Here is a 21557-nt window from a genome sequence, read left to right as displayed (position 1 = left end):
AAGAAATATTAAATAAAATTCAAAACGGACATCGGACTTCCGGTTTCCTACGAAATAAATAAAGAAATGAGTGTTTTAATAGTTTTATTCCTTGCGGCAATTCTGGTATTATTCTCAGGTGTTTTCGAGAAAGGCAAATACGCAAGATATATCGGAATCTTGGGATTAATCATTGGTCTGGCGACTAGTTTCCTTCCTGATTGCGAGTTTTTCGCACAGTACAAATCAATGTACGAATACAGCTACAATGCCGAATTATTTACAAAAATATCGGTTGCTGTTACTTTGTTATTGTTCTTTTTAGGAGGTTTTGCATTCAGCAATCACAGAAGTCATCAGTCAGAATTGTATGCATTGATGTTATTTGCACTTTGTGGCGGGATTGTATTGTTCGGATTCCAAAACTTGGTAACATTATTCATCGGAATCGAGATTTTATCAATTCCTCTATACGTAATGGCTGGAGCTAATAAAACGGACCTTCGTTCTACAGAAGCTTCGATGAAATATTTCTTGATGGGAGCTTTCGCAACAGGATTTCTTTTGTTCGGAGTAGCTTTGGTGTATGGAAGTACAGGAAGTTTTGACCTTTACCAAATTCACGATTTTGCTTACAACAATCCAAAGAATCTAATGTTGATAATGGGAGCTATTTTGATGTTGTCTGCCTTGGCTTTCAAAGTATCATTAGCACCATTCCATATGTGGAGTCCTGATGTTTATCAAGGTGCACCATCTTTGATTACTGCTTTTATGGCGTCAGTCGTAAAGATTTCTGGTTTCTTCGCTTTGTTCAAATTAATGACAATTGCTTTCGGCGGGATCGCTGGAGACTGGATTAACATCTTAGGCGTTTTCATCATACTTACTTTGCTTTTGGCGAATGTTATGGGATTGGTTCAGACCAATGCAAAAAGAATGCTGGCCTACTCTTCTGTTTCTCACGCCGGATATATTGCTTTGATATTTTTCGGAATCAATAACTTCTCAACTTACATTTTAGGCTATTACTTGTTTGCCTACTCATTAGCAACAGTTGGTGTTTTCATTAGTTTGATTTGGGTTGAGAAAATCAAGAAAGAAACTTCATTTGCTGCTTTCAACGGATTAGGAAAAAGAGAACCTTTATTAGCTGTTGTTTCTACCATCTCAATGTTATCAATGGCTGGAATTCCTTTGACAGCTGGTTTCATTGGAAAGTTAGGAATCTTCAATCAAGCTATTGGCGGACATTATGAATTCTTGGTTCTGGTTGCCGTTCTAGGTTCTGCATTGAGTATCGCTTACTATTTGAGATTGATTATTGCAATGTTTTTCTACAAAGAAGACAACTTCCACAATACGGAAAGAGCGAGTATCACTTACAATATCGTTTCTGTAGTGATTATTTTAGCATTAGTATCTATGGGAATCATCCCAGATTTATTTGCTAAAATTTTCGGATTATAGAAAATTAAAAATATACAAAACCTGATTCCAGCGAGTCAGGTTTTTTTATGTTAATATTTAAAATAATTCGGGCGCCTTTATCCGTCTTCCACTCCCAATCTTTTCACTTCACTTCGTTGCGTAAAAAGGATTTCCGCTCAAGCCGGGGCGCAGATTTCAGCACAGAATAATAATTCACTATAATAATAAACTTTTGTTTAATTTTCCACTGTCAATTCCTTCAAAAAACTTAATTTTATTCAAAATTATTTATCAATGAAGAGATTATTAATGTTTTTCTGTTTTGTGACAGTCAGTTTCAGTTACTCACAAACCAATCCCGTCGAAGACAACTTCACAAAAAAAGAAGTTTACATCCCAATGCGAGATGGAACCAAGCTGTTTACTATTATTTACACACCAAAAGACATTTCAAAAAGTAATAAGTATCCATTCATTATGAACAGAACTTGTTATAGCGTTGCACCTTATGGCGAAAGTAATTTTAGAAAAAAATTAAGTCCTAATCCTTTCATCGAAAAAGAAAAATACATCTTCGTTTTTCAGGACGTTCGCGGAAGATATATGAGCGAAGGCACCTTCACGAATATGACACCACAGGTTGACCATAAAACCAAAAAAGATGTGGACGAAAGTACTGATACCTATGACACCGTGGATTGGCTGGTAAAAAATATACAAAATAATAATGGAAAAGTTGGGCAATATGGAACTTCTTATCCTGGATTTTACACCGCAGTCGGAACTTTAGCACATCATCCAGCACTAGTGGCTTCCTCTCCACAAGCACCAATTTCTGATTTTTGGTTTGACGATTTCCATCACAACGGTGCTTTCTTGATGGGGTATTTCAAAACCTTTCCGGTATTCGGAGTTCAGAAAACCAAAGCAGAAAACAAAAGCTGGTTCGCTGATAAAATGATAAAGCCAACTTCTGATGACGGTTATCTTTTCTACAAAGATATGGGAACACTGAAAGATGGTGTGGACAAATATTACAAAGACAATTTCTTTATGCAGGAAGTTGTGAATCACCCAAGCTATGATGACTTCTGGCAAAAGAGAAATCTTTTACCCCATCTTAAAAATATCAACCACGCAGTAATGACAGTTGGCGGTTGGTTTGATGCAGAAGATTTAAGAGGTCCTTTAGAAATTTACAAAACGATTGAAAAGACCAGCCCTAAAGCAAAAAATACTATTGTTATGGGACCATTCTCTCACGGAGGCTGGAATGCAGAGGCAGGAAAACATTTTCATAACGACATCTATTTTGGAGACAGTATTGCAACTTATTATCAAAAAAATATAGAGCAGCCTTTCTTCCACCATTATCTGAAAGAAGATTCTAAAACTGCCGCAAAACTTCCCGAAGCTTATATGTTTGATACCGGAAAAAAACAATGGGAACAGTTCGAGAACTGGCCACCAAAACAAACTCAGAAAGTATCTTTCTATCTTGATAATTCAGGAACATTAGCCAAAAACATTCTGAATCAAGTTGCATTTTCAGAATATATATCAGACCCTAACAAACCAGGCTTGAGCAGCGAGAATTACAAAGATATGAATGGTTTCACGCCAAGAAATTATATGAGCGAAGACCAACGATTCGCAAGCTACAGACCCGATGTGTTAACTTTCACAACAGATATTTTGGACAATGATATTACTTTTGCAGGAGAAATTTTAACCAAACTGAAAATAGCTTCCACTTCCACCGATGCAGATTTTGTGGTAAAACTTATTGATGTTTATCCTGCTGATGAAAAAGCAAATCCTGACAAGCCAAATGTTATTTATGCTAATTATCACCAGATGGTAAGAAGCGAGATTATGCCGGCAAGATTCAGAAATAGTTTTGAAAAACCAGAAGCTTTGACTCCAAATAAAGAAGAAATCGTGAATGTGAAATTGCAAGATGTTTTGCATACCTTCAAAAAAGGACATAAAATCCAGATTCAGGTTCAAAGCACTTGGTTTCCTTTGATGGCAATCAATCCTCAGAAATTCCTTGAGAATCCTTACAAAGCAACAAAGGAAGATTATACAAAAGCCAATATCAAAGTCTACAACAGCAGTACAATAGAAGTTGATGTTCTGAAATAAAAAATAAAAGCACAAACCTAGGTTTGTGCTTTTTACTTATAGTGATTTTATAACTTCTGACGCTATCTCGTAAGACCTTTGTTTTTTATCAAAATCATAGATATTTCCTGAAACGATAATCTCATCTGGTTTGTAATCTTTCACAAATTTGCCAAGTTTATCTTTCAAAGTTTCTTTATCTCCCACAAAAGTTTTGGCTGCCATTCTATTGAGATGAACAGCTACTTCATCACAAATATCAGCCAACTCGGTTTCATCTGGTGGTGAAAGAGGCTGTCTTTGATCAGTCAAAATATTGACGAACGCCTGAAAATGCGATGTCGATAAATAATGAGCTTCATCTACAGTTTCGCCACCAATGATATTGATACAAACCAAAACATAAGGTTCTTGCAAAAACTCAGAAGGCTGAAAATGTTCCCTATAAATTTCCAGCGCAACCTCTAACTGCGCAGGTGCAAAATGCGCTGCAAAAGCATACGGTAAACCTAGCTTAGCCGCTAAAAAAGCAGAATCTGTGGAACTTCCCAAAATGTAAAGCGGAACATCAGCCCCTTCTCCAGGAATCGCTCTAACCTTCGCTTCAGCATTATCTTTTGACAAATATTTCTGAAGTTCCTTGATGTGGAATTCAAAATTATAATTAGGGTTGAAGTTGTTTCCTCTTAGTGCCGTTGCTGTCAACATATCTGTTCCTGGCGCTCGTCCCAATCCCATATCAATTCTACCCGGAAATAATCCATCCAGGGTTCCAAACTGCTCAGCAACTGATAGTGTGGAATGGTTAGGAAGCATAATTCCGCCGGAACCGACTCTCAAAGTTGTGGTTTGCGAAGCAATGTAACCTATTAAAATCGAAGTTGCGGCACTGGCAACATTGGGGAAGTTATGATGTTCTGAGAACCAATATCTGGTGTAACCAAGCTTTTCGGCAAGTTGTGCCGACTTTACTGATTTATTAAAAGTTGTGTGAATATCGTCTCCTTTGACAACTGTTGCCAAATCTAATATAGAATATTTCAAAGCCATATTTCAAAAATTTATACGATTGTTTAACACAAAAAACAAACCATTACTAGAAATGAAAAAATTACTGGAAATTTTGTCACTTAAACTTTCATATAATGAATTTTCATCGATCCTTTTAAAACTTGACTAGATTTATGATAACAAATTGATAGAAACAAGCAACAAATAATATTAACTATAGCTTTATTGCCGAAGTGATCAGTACAAAAGTTGAAACATTAATGTTCTATTTCAGGCAAAATCTACTTCTTATTTCGTTCCTCGAAGTAATTTTTAAAAATCAGTTCTTCCTTTTTTCCTTTTAGTTCGAATTTTTTGATGAGAAGACTTCGGGCCATATTTCTCAGGAAATAATCTTTATCACACAATTTCCAATAAGAATCTCCGTGAATAATTTTTGGTTCCCGAATATTATAAAAACTTGTTTCCCAATGATCCTCGTCATGATAGAATTCTATAATTCCACAATGTTCCGGGATATCTTGATGATTAATCATTCCCATTGGAAGAAGAAAACTGAATGAATTACAAATATAGTCACCACAACCAATCTTATCATGTTTCAGAAATTTCTCTCCAGATTTTTGATTGGTATAGAATTTTTTAAAATCGTTTTTAAAATCAGATTTGGATAATTTGATTTCAATTTCGTGACTGTAACCTTCATTATTAATCAATAAAATATCAGCCTCCCAATCAGAGTGAAAAAAATTAGTTAAAACAATTTCTTTATCAAAATCACAGTTGGTATTGACGAAAGCGTGAACCAATTCCTCTATTTTCAACATCAATTCAGACTTTAATAATTACGAACAGTTACGTGATAACAGCTTTGTTGCTTTTCCTTGATGTAAAATATTTTACCCAGATTTTTATATTCTGTCAACACTTTCTCTAATTCTTTTTCAAGCTTTGGATTGATTTTCAGTTTGTGATCAAAACGAACATAAGAAATATCGAATGCTGCTCCATAATTGTGAGAACTGATCCCGAGAGATGCATTAGAATTAACTTTTCTCAATCTGCATTGATCTTCCAAAGTTCTGGTAACAGACGACACAACGAAGAAACTTTTGGTATCGGTCGCAAACTTATTCGCCATTCTTTCCAAAGTAGTTCTCGCTTTCTTAACCAAATATGGGCGGCTATATTCTAAAGCATGTAATCTGTAGCCTCTTGATTTTTTCTTCACTTTTACAAATTTTCCATTAGCAATGTACTTATCAACAGACTTTACATTTTCAAGAATTTTAACACCGAAATTCTGTGAAGCTAATAAATGGGGCTTGTATAATTCTGTAGGCTCAACTTTCAAAACTGTCTTCAAATCATAGCATTTTTGAGATTTGAAAAAAGAAAAAGAGAGAAGAAAAATTAATGCTAAAAACCTCATTAGGCTGATTTTAAATTAGACTTTGACTAAATCAAATTGTGTTTTTAAAATTAAATTTAATTAAAATTTTAGGAAACCAAAAGACTGCATCCTCGGATATCAGAATGATCTATTCTTCCCAAAACCTGAAACGTATCATCTTGAACATTACCCAAATCCTGAGTAGCAATGAACGAACAAGAATGTTTGTTGGCGAGATCTATAATATTAATCGCCCCAGTTTTTCCATCATCCACATAAGAAAACGGATCTTCTGTATTTCTAATGAGAATTCGCATCCAATTGGGACTTTTATAGATATTTTCACCTAGCGAATAAGCCTGCGACAACAACTCTGTCATCGAATATTCTGAGTAAATCTTATCCGTTTTGAAGCCATTTTGAAAGATTTTCAAAAGCTCATCTTTTGTCATTTCTTCTTTTCTTCCTTTCATTCCGCCTGTTTCAATAACTGTTAAATTTTGAGATTCAGAAATTGAAATATTAAGAGATTCCAATGTATCAAGAAAGTCTAGCAATGCGAATGATACACCAAATAGAATGACTTTTTTATCTGATATAGTTTGTAGCAAATCAAACAATTCCTGATGATTGTAAAGAAAATAGCCATTCTCTGGTTTGTTTGACTTTTTTATCAAAAAATCAATCATATAAATCAATGAAGAATGTGGATTTTCTGAATAATTAGGTAATAATCCTAAAAAAATATAATCTTCTGGTTTACCAATAAACTGCTCAAAACTTTTGTAAATGCTTTCTTCGTAAAGAGAAAAATCGGCGATATAATGCTTGGAACGATTCATTTGTGTTGTTCCAGAACTTTGAAAATAATTTTCGGTTACAGCATTTTTATCCAAAACCAAATGATTTTTGAACATCTCAATTGGTAGAAATGGAATATCCAAAACTTGATTAATCGACGACGGATTTATGTTCAAATAATCCACAAACTTCCTGTAAACTTCTACATTCTTGTATTGATATAAAAAAGTTTCCACACAAGCTAGTCGGAAGTCTTCTTCTGTTTTAATATCAAAAATATTCTGCTTCATTTTTCAATTCAATATTTGAATTTAATCTTCAAACTTTTTCAGATCAAATTGTTCTCCATCAAAAACGCCATAAGTGAAGTAAGAAATCCAATCGCCGAGATTGATATATTTAGCTCCTTTTTCCAAATCCAAAACCATTGGCAAATGGCGATGACCGTAAACAAAATAGTCTATTTTTTCTGTCTTCAACTTTTCCTTAGAATAGAGAATCAGGAACTCTTTATCCTCCCCTAAAAATTTTTGATCTTCAACTCCAGAAATCATCTTATTTTTCTGAGACATATAGTTGGCAATTTTCATTGCAATGTCTGGATGCAACCATCTAAAAGCCCATTGAGCAATGGGATTCGTAAAGACTTTTTTCATTCTTTTATAGCCTTTATCTCCAGGACCAAGTCCATCTCCGTGCGCTAAAAGAAATTGCTTACTATTGATTTCGTAATATTTTTTTTCAAAGAAGACAGGAATTCCTAATTCTACTTCGAAATAATTTTTCATCCACAAATCGTGATTCCCAACAAAAAAATAGATGTCGATACCACAATCTTTCAATTCTGCAATTTTCCCTAAAACTCTGATATAGCCTTTTGGAACAACATATTTCCACTCGTGCCAAAAATCAAAAAGGTCGCCCATCAAGAAAAGAACTTGTGCGTCTTTCTTGATAGAATCCAACCACCGGATAAATTTTTCTTCCCGAATTCTGCTTTGTTGCAAATCCGGAACTCCAAAATGCTGGTCGGAAGCGAAATATATTTTTTTGCCCGATTGTAAATCGATCTGCATAAAAATCAGTTTAATTAATCAAAATTGTTACGTTCGTCATTTTGGTCACGTTTGCTGTAAATCCACATCCCTATTCCCAAACCTATTACCGCTGAAAAAGCAGTTAATAAAGCTCTAGAAAGCTTGTCTGGAGAATCATTTCCAATATAATTCATCAGAAAAATAATGATGAAAGTGATAGCTGCAATTAAAATGTATTTTGGATTCTTCATCATCATAATTTTACAATTTGTACGAAATCATCACACCTCCTTTGAAAGGAATAATTTCCCCACTTTTATCCCAGTTTTTCACTCTGTCATATCTATTTTCCTGAGTTTCCGGAAGATATTCTACGTAGCCTTTATAAAATCCTTGCTGAGAACCAATTCCTAAGAAAATATCCATATTCCAACGGTTGCCAATCTGGAATTGATATCCTGTTGTCAACCCAAACATATAAGAAAAACCTTTTTGATAAAGTTCATTTTTTTTATATGGGGTCAAATTACCTTCTTTATCAGTATAAATTTCATCTCCCCAATAATTCCATTTTTGGATATTAAAGACACCGAAACCTAAACTTGCTCCAAGATACCAATGTTTAAAAGCCTGATCAAAATAATATCTTCCTTCCACCGTGGCAATACCAAACTGAGCTTGATGTCCTGCAAAAGATTTCCACGGAGAAAAGAAAATATCAGCCTGACCAGTAATATGTTCTGTGAAACCGTGTTCAACCCCAACATTTAGCATTCCTATGGGAAGAAATAAAGCATTAGCTTTGATATAAGTTTCATTTTTTTGCGCAAAACTGGAAGTGATAACACTAATGAAACTAAGTAAAAAAAGTTTTTTCATCATTATTTTTTGTTTAGGATTTCAATCATTTTTGTGGCATCTTTGTTCTCTTCTTTGGCAAAATTGGCGGCCATTCCTGCAAACATTTTCGCTTCCTCTTTTTTGCCTAATTTATCATACAAAGTTGCCAAAATACTTGTTGAATCAAAATTTTCTGAAGACATTACCACTTTTTCTGCCCAACGCGATGCAGCCTGAAGAGATTTTACATCTTTGGACTTTTCTCCAATTGTACTAGCAGCTGTTAATAACTCATTAGCATTGAATTCATCTGGATTTTTGTAATACTCTAAAGCTGTTCTTTCGTAAGCTGGAAAATTCTCGTGAGCAGCGTAATAATTTAATTTATAAATATTCAGACTTTTCTCCAATTCATCTTTTGGGAATAATCCTTCGCCTTCTTTTAAAAGCTTGGCATCATCAATTGTCTTGGTTTTATCGTCTGTTGCGGAAGTAACAAGTTTCATCAATTTCAAATAATTATCAAATTGTTTGTAATTGTTCTCAGGAAGAAGTTCAGTAATTCCTGCTTTGTTCGATACAAAAACTTTATAATTAGCATCATCTACGGACTGAGTAAAATTAAGAAGCGCATTAACCTCTTCTCCAGAAAACGTTTTATCTTTTTTGTTGGCAAAATATTTTTCTGAAGCTTGTTTTGCCAAGGCTGGATCTTTGCTTGCGTAGAGATTAATGAAATTCAGTAAGCCTGCTTGGTCTAATTTTCCTTTTAGGAACTCATCTTTCAGGTTTGTATTGACTAAACTTGGTTTATTGTTTTTCTTTCCTAATGCTAAGAATTCTTCAGTTTTGACATAACCCAATTCTTTCCCAATTATTTCACCTTCGCCATTTAGGAATAATAATGTTGGATAACTTCTGATACCATATTTTGCGGCAAGCGTTTTACCTTCACCTTTTTCCATATCAAAATGAGCGTTGATGAAGTTTTGATTGTAATAGTCTGCCACATTCTTGTCTGTGAAAACATTTTTTTCCATCAATTTACACGGTCCGCACCAAGCTGCATAAGCATCCATAAAAACCAGTTTTTTTTCCGCTTTGGCCTTGGCTAGGATTGTTGCAAAATCTGAATCTTCAAACTTGATGGACTGCTGAGAGAAACTCAACTGAAAAACGAATAATATAAGTAAAATTGATATCTTGTTCATCCTGAGAATAAATCGAATTAACTGCGAAGATAACCATAATATAAGAATTGACCGAGAATGGAATAGTAAAGTTTTAATTTTTTAACTTTGCAAATCTCAGTTTTTCAGCTTTTACTGAAAACAATTAAATATCAGAACAAAAAAATATGAGGAAATTATCCTTGCTTTTTACAAAAGATGGTTTGCAGTGGCAGATTTCTAAGTCCAGAAAAGTGCTGGAAGAAAAAATCTTTCTGAAAGATGAAGACACACCAAAAAATCTGGTTGAGGAAAAACTGAATATAGTTTTGGCTTCGGAAAAGTTTTCTGAAATCTCTGTGATTTCCTCCATCAATCATTTTTCCATCGTGGAAGAAGGTTTTGACCAGCACGATTTGGGATATGATTTAATTTCTTACAATGCTGATGTAAAAAGAGATTCTGAGGAATTGATGTTATCTGTAAACAAGAAATTTGGGATTCAGTTTTACTATAGTTTTCCTAAAGATTTTTATCAGAAAATTAAGCAATTGGAAGTTCCAACGCATTTCAATTTTTCGGGCGAAAAGTTCCTGAATTCTTTGAATGTGAAAAATCGAAAAGAAATCCACGTGAATCTTTATCATCAACAAGCGGAATTCTTTGCCATTGAGAATAAAAAAGTGGTTCTTTATAACAATCTGGATGCGACTTCGGAAGTAGATTTTCTTTATTTCATAATGTTTACGCTGAGTAAAATTGATTTCGGAATTTCTGAAACTCATTTTTATATTTATGGAGAAACAACTGAGAACGAAACTTTCATCTCAGAAATGCAGAAGTTTGTTCCGAATCTGAAAATCGTTTTCGACAATCTTCATAAAAAGAGTTTTATATTGAATTAAGTCCGCAAAGAATAATAGTAGCTCAAGATATAAAGTTCAGAAAGGCGTAAAACTCACCTAATCGAAGCAGCTTTGCGAACTTTAAGACATTTTTAATCATTTAAAAAATCTTTGCGCTTTTTGCGTTAAAAAAAATTATTTATGTTCCGAATCATATCAGGAAAATGGAAAGCCAAAAAAATTGCGGCACCAAAAAATTTCGATGTAAGACCAACAACCGACTTTGCAAAAGAAGCACTGTTCAGCATTATTGATAACAAATATGACCTTGAGTTTTGCTCGGTTTTAGATTTGTTTGCAGGAATTGGTTCCATTACTTTGGAGTTTGCTTCCCGCGACTGCAAAGACATTACGTCCGTTGAACTGAATCCAAAACACGCCGGATTTATCAATTCTACAGCAAACGAATTGGATATGGGATTGCAAGTGAATGTTCAGCGAGCTGATGTTTTTGATTGGTTGAAAAGAAAAAGAAATCACGAGAAAAAATACGAAATCATATTTGCTGATGCACCTTTTGAAACGGAAGAAAACAAGTACAACGAAATGATTGATTTGGTTCTGAATAACGAATTACTGAAACCAAACGGCGTTTTCATTTTGGAACATCAGAGCAGACTAAAGTTTTCTCATCCGAATTTGAAAGACACTAGAAAATATGGAAACGTAAGTTTCTCCTTCTTCCAAAGCGAACCGATTTCTGAATAAATCCAATTAGAATTGAAGTCAATCAGACCAATATTTTTAATCATCATAAGCTTTTTCACAGTACTTAATTGTAGAAAAGCAAGCAATTATGAGATTGAAAGTAAAGTGTTTGATGATATTTTCATAAGCATAGTTGACTCAACTTTGATTGACAGAAGAACTTATCTTGGTTTCGAATATTCAAAAAAGCAAATAGACTCAATTAAAAAAGATTCACTGAATAGAATTGTAGCTTTTACTCCAAAATTAGGAAGTATTGACAGTGACGATTTAAAGAAAATTCCAAAAGATTACAAATCAATCAGCGATTCTGTTTGGTCCTTCACTCCGGAAAAATACAATACCAACAAATATATTTTCAAGAAAACTTCCGAACTTCCGTTTGATAATTCTTACGAAAATTGGAAAAATAAATATCCTAAATTTTTTGGCGTTCTAAGTTTTTCGCAAATCTATTTTGATAAAGAAATGAAAAATGGAATTTTAAGTACTACATACATTTGTGGCATTAGTTGCACTGTTGGATATTTAGTATATATTGAAATGGTAAACAATAAATGGAAAATAAAAAAAGTTGATAAAACTTGGATTTCTTAACTATTAAAAACAATTATAAAAAATATAAATTTATGTATTGTAAGAATTTCCACATCAGATTATTAATGATTTTCGTTCTGTTTTTCAGTTTGAAAATCTCTGCGCAGAATTCTTACGTCAATCAACATAAACCATTTGCAACAGAGCTTTCCCAGGAGTTTGGCATTCCGATTTCGGTAATACTTTCCATTGCTTATATGGAAACAGGTGGCGGTACAAGCTCGGCTTGTAAAGTGCTGAACAACCATTTTGGAATGACTGGAAAAAATGACATCAACAATTCTAGATTCAAAAGTTTTACCGATTCCAAAGCTTCTTATCGCGCCTTTTGTGAATGGGTTGCGAAAAAGAAATTTTATCAAAATCTAAAAGGTTCGCAAAATCATAACGAATGGTTTGTTGCCATTGCTTCCTCCGGTTATTCTACAAAACCCGCAGAATGGAAGCAAAAACTGAATACCGTTATGAAGAAAATCGGATTATAATCAGTTCTGAACCAAAATCTTATCTGAATCTTTAATTGCTTCATTTCCCCAATCACAAATCAAACGCAAAACAGGAATCAAAGTTTTTCCAAATTCTGTCAAAGAATATTCTACCATTAGCGGTGGTTTTTGCGTGTAAACTTTCCGCTCGATAATTCCATCATCTTCCAGTTGTTTCAACTGCAGACTCAAGGTTCTCTCCGTGATTGTCGGGATTTCTTTCCTGATTTCATTATAACGTTTCGTTCCCATTGCAAGATGAATGAGAATGACTGCTTTCCATTTTCCTCCAATGAAACGCATTGTAACGCTTGTTCCGCAAGGAAATTTCTTATTATCAATTAAAAACATATACTATCATTATTGACCGTTATTGCAAAGTTGATAAACACTACTTATTTTTGCAACTATAAAATTGATAGTATAATATTATGGAAACATTTCTTACCAAAATGCAGAAAAGATACACTGTAAAAAAGTACAATTCTGAAGGAAAACTTAGCAATGAAATTAAAGAACAATTGAAATCGATTCTACATCTGAGTCCATCTTCAATCAACAGTCAGCCTTGGAAATTCACTTTTGTGGAAGATTCAAAAGCTAAATCAGAATTTGCTGAAGTTTCTTATTTCAACAAAGAAAAAATCAATGACAGCCAGCTTTTGGTGGTTTTTCAGGTTTTGAAGAATACAGAAGATTTTGAAAGACAAATCGAGGGAAATTTACCTGAAGGTTCTATACAATATTACAACAAAATGATAAAACCACACGGCGAAGATTATACAAAAAGCTGGATGTCGCATCAGGTTTATCTTGCATTGGGCGTTTTGCTGAGCGCGTGTGCACAAATGGAAATAGATTCTACGCCAATGGAAGGAATTGAAATCGCAAAATATGATGATATTCTGAATAATGAGAAATACACAACATTGTTCGCAGTTGCAATTGGCGTGAGAGATGAAAATGATTTCAATCAGCCGAAACTCAAAGCCAAATCAAGATTGAATTTTGAAGAGATTCTGGATGTGATTTAATAATAAAAGCCTTGAAAATTCAAGGCTTTTTTGATTTTAAAAATAATTTCTAACTTTGCATAAATAAAATTCTAAAGATTACAATGTAAAATACAATTTCTTTTCAGGCAATTTTCTGCGGACAATCTCGTCTGCTATTGTTCATCTTAAAAAAGAAATTATGTTAATTTTACAAGATATATCTTATCAACATTCCAATAAAGATGTTCCATTTTCGGACATCAACTTTACACTTAATTCTCAGGAAAAAATAGCTTTAATCGGAAATAATGGTTCCGGAAAATCGACTTTGCTCAAAATAATTGCAGGCGAATTACAACCAAAATCTGGAACGATTAAATCTGATTCAAATATCTATTATATCCCACAAATTTTCGGTCAATATAATCATTTGAATATTGCTGAAGCTTTAAACATTGATAAAAAACTGAATGCTCTAAAGGAAATCCTAAACGGTTCTGTAACCGAAGAAAATATGGAAATCCTTAATGACGATTGGACCATCGAAGACAGAATCAAAGAAGCTTTCACGTATTGGAATCTTTCGAATTTTGATTTGAATCTGAAATTAGAAAATCTGAGTGGCGGACAAAAAACCAAATTGTTTCTTGCAGGAATGATGATTCATCAGCCGGATTTGATTCTAATGGATGAACCTACAAATCATCTGGATCTGGCAAGTAGAAATTTGCTTTACGATTTTATCAAATCAACATCGAAAAGTCTTTTAATTGTAAGTCACGACAGAGTTTTACTCAATCTTTTGACTAAGACCTGCGAACTCAGCAAAAACGAAATTTCGGCTTATGGTGGTAATTATGATTTCTATTCTGAGCAGAAAAAAATCGAACAAAATTCGCTTGAACAGAATATTCAGAATAGAGAAAAGGAACTGAAAAAAGCCAAAGAAAAAGAACGCGAAACGATTGAAAGGCAAAATAAATTAGATTCCCGAGGAAAAGGAAAGCAGGAAAAATCAGGTGTTTCCAGAATTATGATGAATACGCTTCGCAACAAAGCGGAAAACAGCACCTCAAAACTGAAATCTGTTCATTCTGAAAAAATCGATAATATCAGAGAAAATCTTCACAACTTGAAAGACAATCTTTCCGGAATAGATAAAATGAAAATTAATTTCGATAATTCTCATCTTCATAAAGGGAAAATTTTAGTCAAAGCCGAACAAATCAATTTCTCTTATCATCAAGAAAATCTTTGGAAAAACAATCTCGATTTTCAAATTTTAAATGGAGAAAGAATTGCAATTAAAGGCGACAATGGTTCCGGAAAAACAACTTTGATAAAACTGATTTTGGGAGAAACTCAACCTTCATTAGGAAATATTTATCTATCAGAAACCAAAACCATTTACATTGACCAAGAATATTCTTTGATTAAAAATGAACTTTCGGTTTATGAACAAGCGCAACAATTTAATTTAAAAAACCTCGAAGAACACGAAATTAAAACGATTTTAGCTCGTTTTCTTTTCTGGAAAAATGATTGGGATAAAAAGTGTGAATTCTTAAGCGGAGGCGAAAAACTAAAGCTTTTACTCTGTTGTCTTTCCATTCAGAATATTTCTCCGGATATGATAATTCTGGACGAACCGACCAATAATCTGGACATCCAAAATATTGAGATTCTGACATCTGCAATCAACGATTACGAAGGAACTTTGATTGTAGTTTCACACGATAATCGATTTTTGGAAGATATTAATATTAGTAAGTTTGTCATTCTGAACGAAATGTAATGAAGTGAAGAATCTATAGATTCCTCGTTCCTCGGAATTACAAAAATAAAAAACGCCTCGATTAATCGAGGCGTTTTTATTTTAAACTAATTTCGCCAGATAAATATCTGCCGGTTTTTCCAATAATTCAGGAACTTTTTCAACAAATTCTTTGATGTAAGATTGTTGATTATGAGCATCCAAACCTTCTTTACTTTTCCAAATCTCGTGAAAGATAAAAACAGTTTCGTCATCCAGACTTTGTTGTAATTCATATTTCTCGCAAGCCTCTTCTTTTCTCGTATTCAGAACCATATTGTCAAGAATCGCTTTCAAATCCTGAACTGATTCTTTTTTTGCTTTTAAAATTGCTGTTAAATAGATAGACATTTTTAATATTTTTTAGTTTAAAACTTCTGATTTAGCGCTTTGAAATGCATTTTTCAAATAGTTTTTGTATTCAATTTCATAGTTATCAATTCTTTCCTGACTCGCAGATTTTTCCATATCGTGAAAATGAAAACTTCCCAAATGTGACATTCCCGTGAAAGCATTCATTCTATGAAAACCGAATAAAACTCCCTCGTCCACAGAATGTTGATTGAAAAATTCTCCTTCCAAAGTGAAAGCAGTTTCCGGTGCATTCCAACTTGTCGTCACAAAATATTTTTTACCCTGCATCAAACCTCCAGTTCCGTAATTGATGGCAGGATTTACTCTAGAACGTCCATCACTTTTATAGATTCCGTTATTATGCCCAGCAGTAAAAACTTCATCAATATAAAATTTCAAACGATTCGGAACCTGAAACCACCAAACCGGAAAATGATAAACCACGACATCTGCCCACTTGAAGTTTTCCGCTTCTTCCATCGCATCAAACTCATCATTGACGTTGCTGATTCTAACTTCAAAATTTTCGTTTTCCAAAACATCTTTTGTCCAATTGGTGATTGTTTTATTGAATGTTCCGCCAGAATGTGCGAAAGTCTGTCCACCGTTGATTACAAATATTTTTTGCATTGATTTTTTGATTTAATAATTTAATGATGCAAAGTTCCGATAGAAAATTTAATTATAAAAATAATATAAATTATATATTTGCATTATAATTATGATGATAAATGATAAATCTAGAATGGCTTCGAACTTTTAAAAGTGTTTACGAAACTCAGTCTTTTACTAAAGCTGCACGAGAATTATACATTTCTCAGCCAGGTGTGAGCCTTCATATCAACTCATTGGAAGCTTATGTTGGTTACGCTTTGTTTGAGAGAATTTCGAAAAAATTGATTCCGACCGAGAAAGCCAAGATTCTTTATAATTTTACTTTGGAGCCACTTTTAAAACTGGAAACCGCCGAACAAACCTTTCATAAAACCACAAAAACAGAACGTCCAACTGTGAGCATCGGGATGTGCTTTGAGACTTTTCAATTCACTTTGGAAAAGCATATTCCGAATTTTGATTTCAATGTGATTATCAGATTTGGGTTGTATGAACAGATGTTTACAGATTTGGATAACGGATTGCTGGACTTGATTATTACTCCAAGAAAAAAAAATCTTAAAAACCTGAATTTCGAAGCTTTTTCTAAGGAAAAAATTGTTTTGATTAATGGAACAGGAACTGACACTTCCGAATTCAAAAAATTAATTAAAACCAATAAAATCGAAGAAGCAGAAAATTGGTTGAAACAGCAAATCTGGTACAGTACAGCGGCGGATATGGAACATCTTAATAATTTCTGGAAAGCGAATTTTAACCGACATCCAGATTTTAAACCAAACTACATTGTCCCAAATATTTGTTCGATTGTCCGTTGTTTAAGTGGTAATTCTGGATTTTCTGTTGTTCCGGATTTTCTCTGCAAAAAAGAGATTGCGAGCGGCGGAATCGATATTACTTGGGAAGGGAATAATAAAATTGAAAACACACTTTACTTCGGCGAACGTGTAAAAAATAATGTTCAAAACGAAATTGACATAATTAAAGAAATCTTCAGAAATGAGAATTTTTAATTATTGCTGTATGATTTAACCACATAGAAATGTGAATTAAATTATTAATAAAAAAGAGCAATTGTTTTTCCTACTTGCTCTTAATTTTATAGTAAAAAACTATATATCTATGTGGTTTAACTTAGAGAACTTTCAGTTCCAAGTCTATTGATTTTCCGAAGAATTTTTTAGAGATTTTCTCGAAATTTTTAGTCAAATCAGAAAGATAAAACTGATAAGTCGGACTGTGATTTTCTTCGTTCAAAAGATGATGTTTATCCAAAATCATTTTCAATTGATTGGCAACAATATTTGGAGAATCTATGACACGAACGCGGTTTCCGTAATATTGTTTGATTTCATCAATCAAAAGTGGATAATGCGTACAACCAAGAATCAAGGTCTCAATATTTTTTAATTTACTATTACTCAAATAATTATAAATAATAGAATGTGTAATCGGATGATTTTTAAAACCCTCTTCAATTGCAGGAACCAAAAGTGGCGTTGCCAACTCATCAACCTTGATGAACTTGTTATGTTTCCTAATTGATTTTTTATAAAGCCCTGAATTAACCGTTGCTTTGGTTGCAATCACGCCAACATTATTGTGAATCTCGTAAGATACTTTTTCTGCAACCGGATTAATTACATCAATCACAGGAACCCTGTCTGCAACCAATTCTTGAACTTCCTGAAGTGCATTAGCAGTCGCAGAATTGCAGGCAATCACAATCGCTTTACAATTTTTTTCTAAAAGGAATTCGGTGATTTTTGTAGAGTAACCGACAATGGCTTCACGGGATTTTTCACCGTAAGGAAGATGTTTTGTATCGCCAAAATAAATCAAATCTTCATTAGGCAATAATCTTTTAATTTCCTTCGCAACCGTTAATCCGCCAACTCCGGAATCAAAAATCCCGATTGGCTGATTGGCTGAAAGATGTGTGTAGTCGGCTTTTTTCTTTTTCAAAACTTGGAAAAATTATATAACAAAAATACGGATTTTGTTGGAACAAAAAATTTAAACAATAAATAAATCACTCGCAATTCCGTCCGCCAAAAACCAATGTTTTTCAGGAATTTTGAGATAATTATTTTCTATTTTCAAAATTCCGGTTTCTAATTTAGGTTTGATTTCTTGATTGAGATAATCTATTATTTCTGAGGAAAAACTTTGATTGATTTTATTCAAATCTACACCCCAAATTGTCCTTAAACCAATCATCATCATTTCGTTGAATCTATCTTTTTCCGTGAGTATTTCCTTTTCTATTGGAAGAATATTTTGGTTCAGGTTTTTGATATAGATTGGATTATTGGCAAGATTCCAACTTCTTTCCAAACTACCATTATAAGAATGCGCCGAAGGACCAATTCCTAGATACGGTTCAGATTTCCAATAAGCTGAATTATGTTTTGAGTGAAAACCAGGCTTTCCAAAGTTTGAAATTTCATAATGGTCGAATCCATTATCTTTTAGGAAATCTTTCATATAATAGAATTCCTGATTCTGTTCCGCTTCTTCGGGAGAATTGATTTTTCCATTTTCAATCCATTTTTCTAAAGCTGTTTTTGGTTCAACTGTCAAAGCATAAGACGAAACGTGAGGAACTTGTAATTCAATAGTTTTATTGAGATTGTCTTTCCAGATTTCGAAGTTGGAAGTTGGCGAGCCGTAAATTAAATCTATGCTGATATTTTCTAATCCAAAATCCTGCGCTCTCTTTATTGAGCTTTCAGCTTCGGAAGCATTGTGTGCACGATTCATTAATATTAAATCTTCATCAAAAAAACTCTGCGTCCCGATTGATAATCGATTAATTTCTGTTTGAGATAATGCTTTGAGGAAATTTTTATTCAAATCATCTGGGTTAGATTCCAAAGTGATTTCAATATTTTCATCAAAACTGAAATATTTTTGAACTTCTTCAATCAACGATTTGATTTCATCAACACTGAGAAAAGAAGGTGTTCCTCCACCGAAATAAAGGGATTTCAGAGTTTTATTTTCGAGTTCGTTATGTCTGAGTTGGATTTCTTTTTTGATAGCAGATAACATCTCGTCTTTCAAACTAAAAGAAGTTGAAAAATGAAAATTACAATAGCTGCATTTCTGCTTGCAAAAAGGGATGTGAAGGTAAATCAAGCTGAATTATAAATGATTAATTATGAATTGTTAGTTATAAATTGAAAATCATTAACAATTAACCATTGACAATTTAATAAAACTATCTATAACGGAAACCTCTAGAATTAATAAAGTTTTCTATATTAAATCCAATTGATAACATAAAACTATTACCGAAATTCTCTGTCAATTCTGAAACTCCGAAATTGTAAACTGCTCCAAAAGTCAGAAATCCTACTTTTCCTTTGATGACAGGTGAAAGACCAAGGTTCTGGCTCCCAACCGCACTTTTTGCACTTCGGAAGCTAAGACCTGCCGAAACATTATTTTGTTCACCGAAAACAGTTGCCATCAAGTTATAATCTATTATTCTTGAAGAATTGGTATTCAGATTCATCATTAATGACGGTGTTAAGAACATTCCGTCTGTAAAATGCCAATCGTAGCCTGCATTAAGATAAAACTTGGTTGGAGAAGGTTCTATTCCATTTATAATCGGAAGATCATTACTGATTGGAATATCAATTACTGAAACTCCCGCAAAGAAATGTCTGTATTTAAAAGCAGCTCCCAAATTAGCATAAGCTAGAAAAATATCGTTGGTATTCTCCCCTAAAACTTGATCACCTTGTTGAGCAGCATTAATCTGTCCATAATCGATATTCATATTATAGAGATTGGTTCCGATACCAAAAGAGAATTGATCTTGGCGATCTTCCTCATCTGATAATGGAATAAAATAAGAAGCTCCTAACGACAATCCATTAGAAGAAATTGGTCCATTCTGATCTCTAAAAAAAGAAATCCCTGCACCAACTCTGTCAAAGACATTAGCGTGTAATCCAATAGTTTGAACATTGGGTGATTCGCTGAGTTGAGAAAATTGCTTCTGGTAATTTAAATTCAGAACAACATCATCCGTTTTTCCTAACAAAGCCGGATTGAACAAAAAATCACCATCCAAAAGATATTGTTGATAGAAAGGCAATGTTTCTTGAGCTTTGGTTTCCATAAAAGAAACCGTGATAATCAATAAAAATATTTTATATAATAGGTAATTTTTCTTCACAATACAAATATATGAAACTCTAATTGTTTTCTAAATAATTTCTCCAACGTTCTGAAGCCTCCTGCATGTCTTTTGGCATTGGACTTTCAAAATACAGTTCTTTTTTAGTCGTTGGATGAATAAAGCCAAGTGTGTGAGCGTGTAAAGCATGTCTTGGCAAAACCTCAAAAACATTATTTACAAACTGCTTATATTTTGGAAGGTTAACACCTCTAAGTATAATATTGCCTTCATACCTTTCGTCATTAAACAATGTATGTCCAATATGTTTCATATGCGCCCGAATCTGATGGGTTCTTCCTGTTTCTAGCTTACATTCTATCCAAGTCATATAACGGAATTTTTCCAAAACTTTGTAATGCGTAACAGCGTGCTTACCTTGGCTTCCATCTTCATAAGTGTACATCTGCATTCTATTTTTTGGATGCCTGCCTATATGACCGGTAATTGTTCCTTCATCGTCCTGAAGATTACCCCAAACAAAAGCCCAATAAAGGCGCTTGGTTTTTCTGTCAAAAAATTGTTTTGCCAAATAACTCAGAGCGTATTCATTCTTAGCGATTACAAGCAATCCGGAAGTATCTTTATCAATCCTATGAACCAATCCTACCCTATCTAAATCCGAGTTATAATTAGGATCTTTTGCAAAATGAAAAGCTAAAGCGTTAATCAATGTTCCGTCCCAATTTCCGTGACCTGGATGAACTACCATTCCCGCATCTTTATCAACTACAATCAAATCATCATCTTCATAAACGATATTAATTGGAATATCTTGTGGAATAATGACATTTTCCCTTGGCGGATGAGCCAATAAAACACTGATATTATCGCCAGGTTTTACTTTATAATTTTGTTTTACAACATTGCCGTTAACAATAACATTTCCGGCTCTGCAAGTTTGAGAGATTTTGTTTCTTGTAGAATTCTGGCGGAAGATGGACAAGTATTTATCAATACGCAACGGTTCTTGATTACCATCAACAGTAATATTGAAATGCTCATACAAACCACTATTTTCTTCGTCGTCAGAAGAAGTGTCATTGTTGATAAATTCGTCTTCTAAAAAATCTTCGTTTTCGTCCAACATATTATAATTTTAAAA

General features: G+C 33.5%; 24 protein-coding genes. 9 read left to right on the top strand and 15 right to left on the bottom strand.

Features of this window, described 5'->3' with window-relative positions; all coding sequences use genetic code 11:
• Positions 1 to 66: 66 nt before the first annotated feature.
• Both V7P73_RS04195 and V7P73_RS04190 read left to right on the top strand, forming a co-directional pair.
• Positions 67 to 1449, top strand: coding sequence for an NADH-quinone oxidoreductase subunit N (locus V7P73_RS04195; RefSeq protein WP_333851701.1), 1383 nt, complete (start codon positions 67 to 69; stop codon positions 1447 to 1449).
• A gap of 255 nt (positions 1450 to 1704) precedes the next feature.
• The gene (locus V7P73_RS04190) at positions 1705 to 3558 is read left to right on the top strand and encodes a CocE/NonD family hydrolase (RefSeq protein ID WP_333851700.1); all 1854 of its coding nucleotides are present in this window, start codon (positions 1705 to 1707) and stop codon (positions 3556 to 3558) included.
• 36 nt (positions 3559 to 3594) lie between these two features.
• Here the strand turns inward: V7P73_RS04190 and V7P73_RS04185 are convergent, their stop codons facing one another.
• From V7P73_RS04185 to V7P73_RS04150, 8 genes are all read right to left on the bottom strand, one after another.
• Complete coding sequence (locus tag V7P73_RS04185; RefSeq protein ID WP_333851699.1) at positions 3595 to 4587, bottom strand: LLM class flavin-dependent oxidoreductase; 993 nt, start codon at positions 4585 to 4587, stop codon at positions 3595 to 3597.
• Positions 4588 to 4829: 242 nt separating this feature from the next.
• Entirely contained in the window at positions 4830 to 5375 is a 546-nt protein-coding gene (locus V7P73_RS04180; RefSeq protein ID WP_333851698.1) for a hypothetical protein, read from the bottom strand.
• A gap of 11 nt (positions 5376 to 5386) precedes the next feature.
• Positions 5387 to 5914, bottom strand: coding sequence for a DUF5715 family protein (locus V7P73_RS04175; protein ID WP_333851697.1), 528 nt, complete (start codon positions 5912 to 5914; stop codon positions 5387 to 5389).
• A gap of 134 nt (positions 5915 to 6048) precedes the next feature.
• Positions 6049 to 7032, bottom strand: coding sequence for a LuxE/PaaK family acyltransferase (locus V7P73_RS04170; protein ID WP_333851696.1), 984 nt, complete (start codon positions 7030 to 7032; stop codon positions 6049 to 6051).
• A 21-nt stretch (positions 7033 to 7053) separates the two neighbouring features.
• A complete protein-coding gene (locus V7P73_RS04165; protein ID WP_313100269.1) occupies positions 7054 to 7818 on the bottom strand; it encodes a UDP-2,3-diacylglucosamine diphosphatase in 765 nt (254 codons plus the stop codon).
• Positions 7819 to 7832: 14 nt separating this feature from the next.
• Positions 7833 to 8030 (bottom strand): hypothetical protein, encoded by a 198-nt coding sequence (locus V7P73_RS04160; protein ID WP_313100270.1) that lies wholly within the window; start codon positions 8028 to 8030, stop codon positions 7833 to 7835.
• Between the two features lie 10 nt (positions 8031 to 8040).
• The gene (locus tag V7P73_RS04155; protein ID WP_333851695.1) at positions 8041 to 8661 is read right to left on the bottom strand and encodes a DUF3575 domain-containing protein; all 621 of its coding nucleotides are present in this window, start codon (positions 8659 to 8661) and stop codon (positions 8041 to 8043) included.
• On the bottom strand, positions 8661 to 9830 hold the full coding sequence (locus tag V7P73_RS04150; protein WP_333851694.1) for a thioredoxin family protein: 1170 nt from the start codon (positions 9828 to 9830) through the stop codon (positions 8661 to 8663). Before V7P73_RS04150 ends, V7P73_RS04155 begins: the two co-directional genes overlap by 1 nt.
• Before the next feature lie 146 nt (positions 9831 to 9976).
• On the opposite strand from V7P73_RS04150, the gene V7P73_RS04145 reads away from it, so the two are divergent.
• From V7P73_RS04145 to V7P73_RS04130, 4 genes are all read left to right on the top strand, one after another.
• The gene (locus V7P73_RS04145) at positions 9977 to 10693 is read left to right on the top strand and encodes a DUF3822 family protein (protein ID WP_333851693.1); all 717 of its coding nucleotides are present in this window, start codon (positions 9977 to 9979) and stop codon (positions 10691 to 10693) included.
• Between the two features lie 141 nt (positions 10694 to 10834).
• A complete protein-coding gene (locus tag V7P73_RS04140; RefSeq protein ID WP_312419213.1) occupies positions 10835 to 11401 on the top strand; it encodes an RsmD family RNA methyltransferase in 567 nt (188 codons plus the stop codon).
• 12 nt (positions 11402 to 11413) lie between these two features.
• A complete protein-coding gene (locus V7P73_RS04135) occupies positions 11414 to 11998 on the top strand; it encodes a hypothetical protein (protein WP_333851692.1) in 585 nt (194 codons plus the stop codon).
• A gap of 32 nt (positions 11999 to 12030) precedes the next feature.
• The gene (locus tag V7P73_RS04130; RefSeq protein ID WP_333851691.1) at positions 12031 to 12483 is read left to right on the top strand and encodes a glucosaminidase domain-containing protein; all 453 of its coding nucleotides are present in this window, start codon (positions 12031 to 12033) and stop codon (positions 12481 to 12483) included.
• Here V7P73_RS04130 and V7P73_RS04125 read toward each other — a convergent pair whose 3' ends face one another.
• Positions 12484 to 12834 carry a winged helix-turn-helix transcriptional regulator gene (locus tag V7P73_RS04125; protein WP_333851690.1) on the bottom strand — a complete coding sequence of 117 codons (351 nt, stop codon included), beginning with the start codon at positions 12832 to 12834 and terminating at the stop codon, positions 12484 to 12486. It abuts the gene before it with no gap.
• A gap of 101 nt (positions 12835 to 12935) precedes the next feature.
• On the opposite strand from V7P73_RS04125, the gene V7P73_RS04120 reads away from it, so the two are divergent.
• Complete coding sequence (locus tag V7P73_RS04120; RefSeq protein ID WP_333851689.1) at positions 12936 to 13517, top strand: nitroreductase family protein; 582 nt, start codon at positions 12936 to 12938, stop codon at positions 13515 to 13517.
• Positions 13518 to 13677: 160 nt separating this feature from the next.
• The gene (gene abc-f / locus V7P73_RS04115) at positions 13678 to 15273 is read left to right on the top strand and encodes a ribosomal protection-like ABC-F family protein (RefSeq protein WP_333851688.1); all 1596 of its coding nucleotides are present in this window, start codon (positions 13678 to 13680) and stop codon (positions 15271 to 15273) included.
• An 81-nt stretch (positions 15274 to 15354) separates the two neighbouring features.
• Here abc-f and V7P73_RS04110 read toward each other — a convergent pair whose 3' ends face one another.
• Together V7P73_RS04110 and V7P73_RS04105 are read right to left on the bottom strand one after the other, a co-directional pair.
• Positions 15355 to 15642 (bottom strand): putative quinol monooxygenase, encoded by a 288-nt coding sequence (locus V7P73_RS04110; protein ID WP_333851687.1) that lies wholly within the window; start codon positions 15640 to 15642, stop codon positions 15355 to 15357.
• 12 nt (positions 15643 to 15654) lie between these two features.
• A complete protein-coding gene (locus tag V7P73_RS04105) occupies positions 15655 to 16275 on the bottom strand; it encodes an NAD(P)H-dependent oxidoreductase (protein ID WP_333851686.1) in 621 nt (206 codons plus the stop codon).
• Between the two features lie 101 nt (positions 16276 to 16376).
• Between V7P73_RS04105 and V7P73_RS04100 the strand changes: the two genes are divergently transcribed.
• Positions 16377 to 17273: a LysR family transcriptional regulator gene (locus V7P73_RS04100; protein ID WP_333851685.1), complete on the top strand. Its 897-nt coding sequence runs from the start codon at positions 16377 to 16379 to the stop codon at positions 17271 to 17273.
• A gap of 121 nt (positions 17274 to 17394) precedes the next feature.
• Here the strand turns inward: V7P73_RS04100 and murI are convergent, their stop codons facing one another.
• The 4 genes from murI to V7P73_RS04080 all read right to left on the bottom strand — a co-directional run bounded on the left by murI (position 17395) and on the right by V7P73_RS04080 (position 21542).
• Complete coding sequence (gene murI / locus V7P73_RS04095; protein WP_333851684.1) at positions 17395 to 18225, bottom strand: glutamate racemase; 831 nt, start codon at positions 18223 to 18225, stop codon at positions 17395 to 17397.
• A 51-nt stretch (positions 18226 to 18276) separates the two neighbouring features.
• The gene (gene hemW, locus V7P73_RS04090) at positions 18277 to 19386 is read right to left on the bottom strand and encodes a radical SAM family heme chaperone HemW (protein ID WP_333852121.1); all 1110 of its coding nucleotides are present in this window, start codon (positions 19384 to 19386) and stop codon (positions 18277 to 18279) included.
• Between the two features lie 97 nt (positions 19387 to 19483).
• Positions 19484 to 20452, bottom strand: coding sequence for a PorP/SprF family type IX secretion system membrane protein (locus tag V7P73_RS04085; RefSeq protein ID WP_333851683.1), 969 nt, complete (start codon positions 20450 to 20452; stop codon positions 19484 to 19486).
• A gap of 19 nt (positions 20453 to 20471) precedes the next feature.
• Complete coding sequence (locus V7P73_RS04080; RefSeq protein WP_333851682.1) at positions 20472 to 21542, bottom strand: RluA family pseudouridine synthase; 1071 nt, start codon at positions 21540 to 21542, stop codon at positions 20472 to 20474.
• Between the last annotated feature and the right edge of the window lie 15 nt (positions 21543 to 21557).

The sequence above is a fragment of the Epilithonimonas sp. genome, from assembly GCF_036780765.1.
In the GTDB taxonomy this organism is placed as follows: Bacteria; Bacteroidota; Bacteroidia; order Flavobacteriales; family Weeksellaceae; genus Epilithonimonas.
This window is presented reverse-complemented; position numbering and strand designations above follow the sequence as displayed.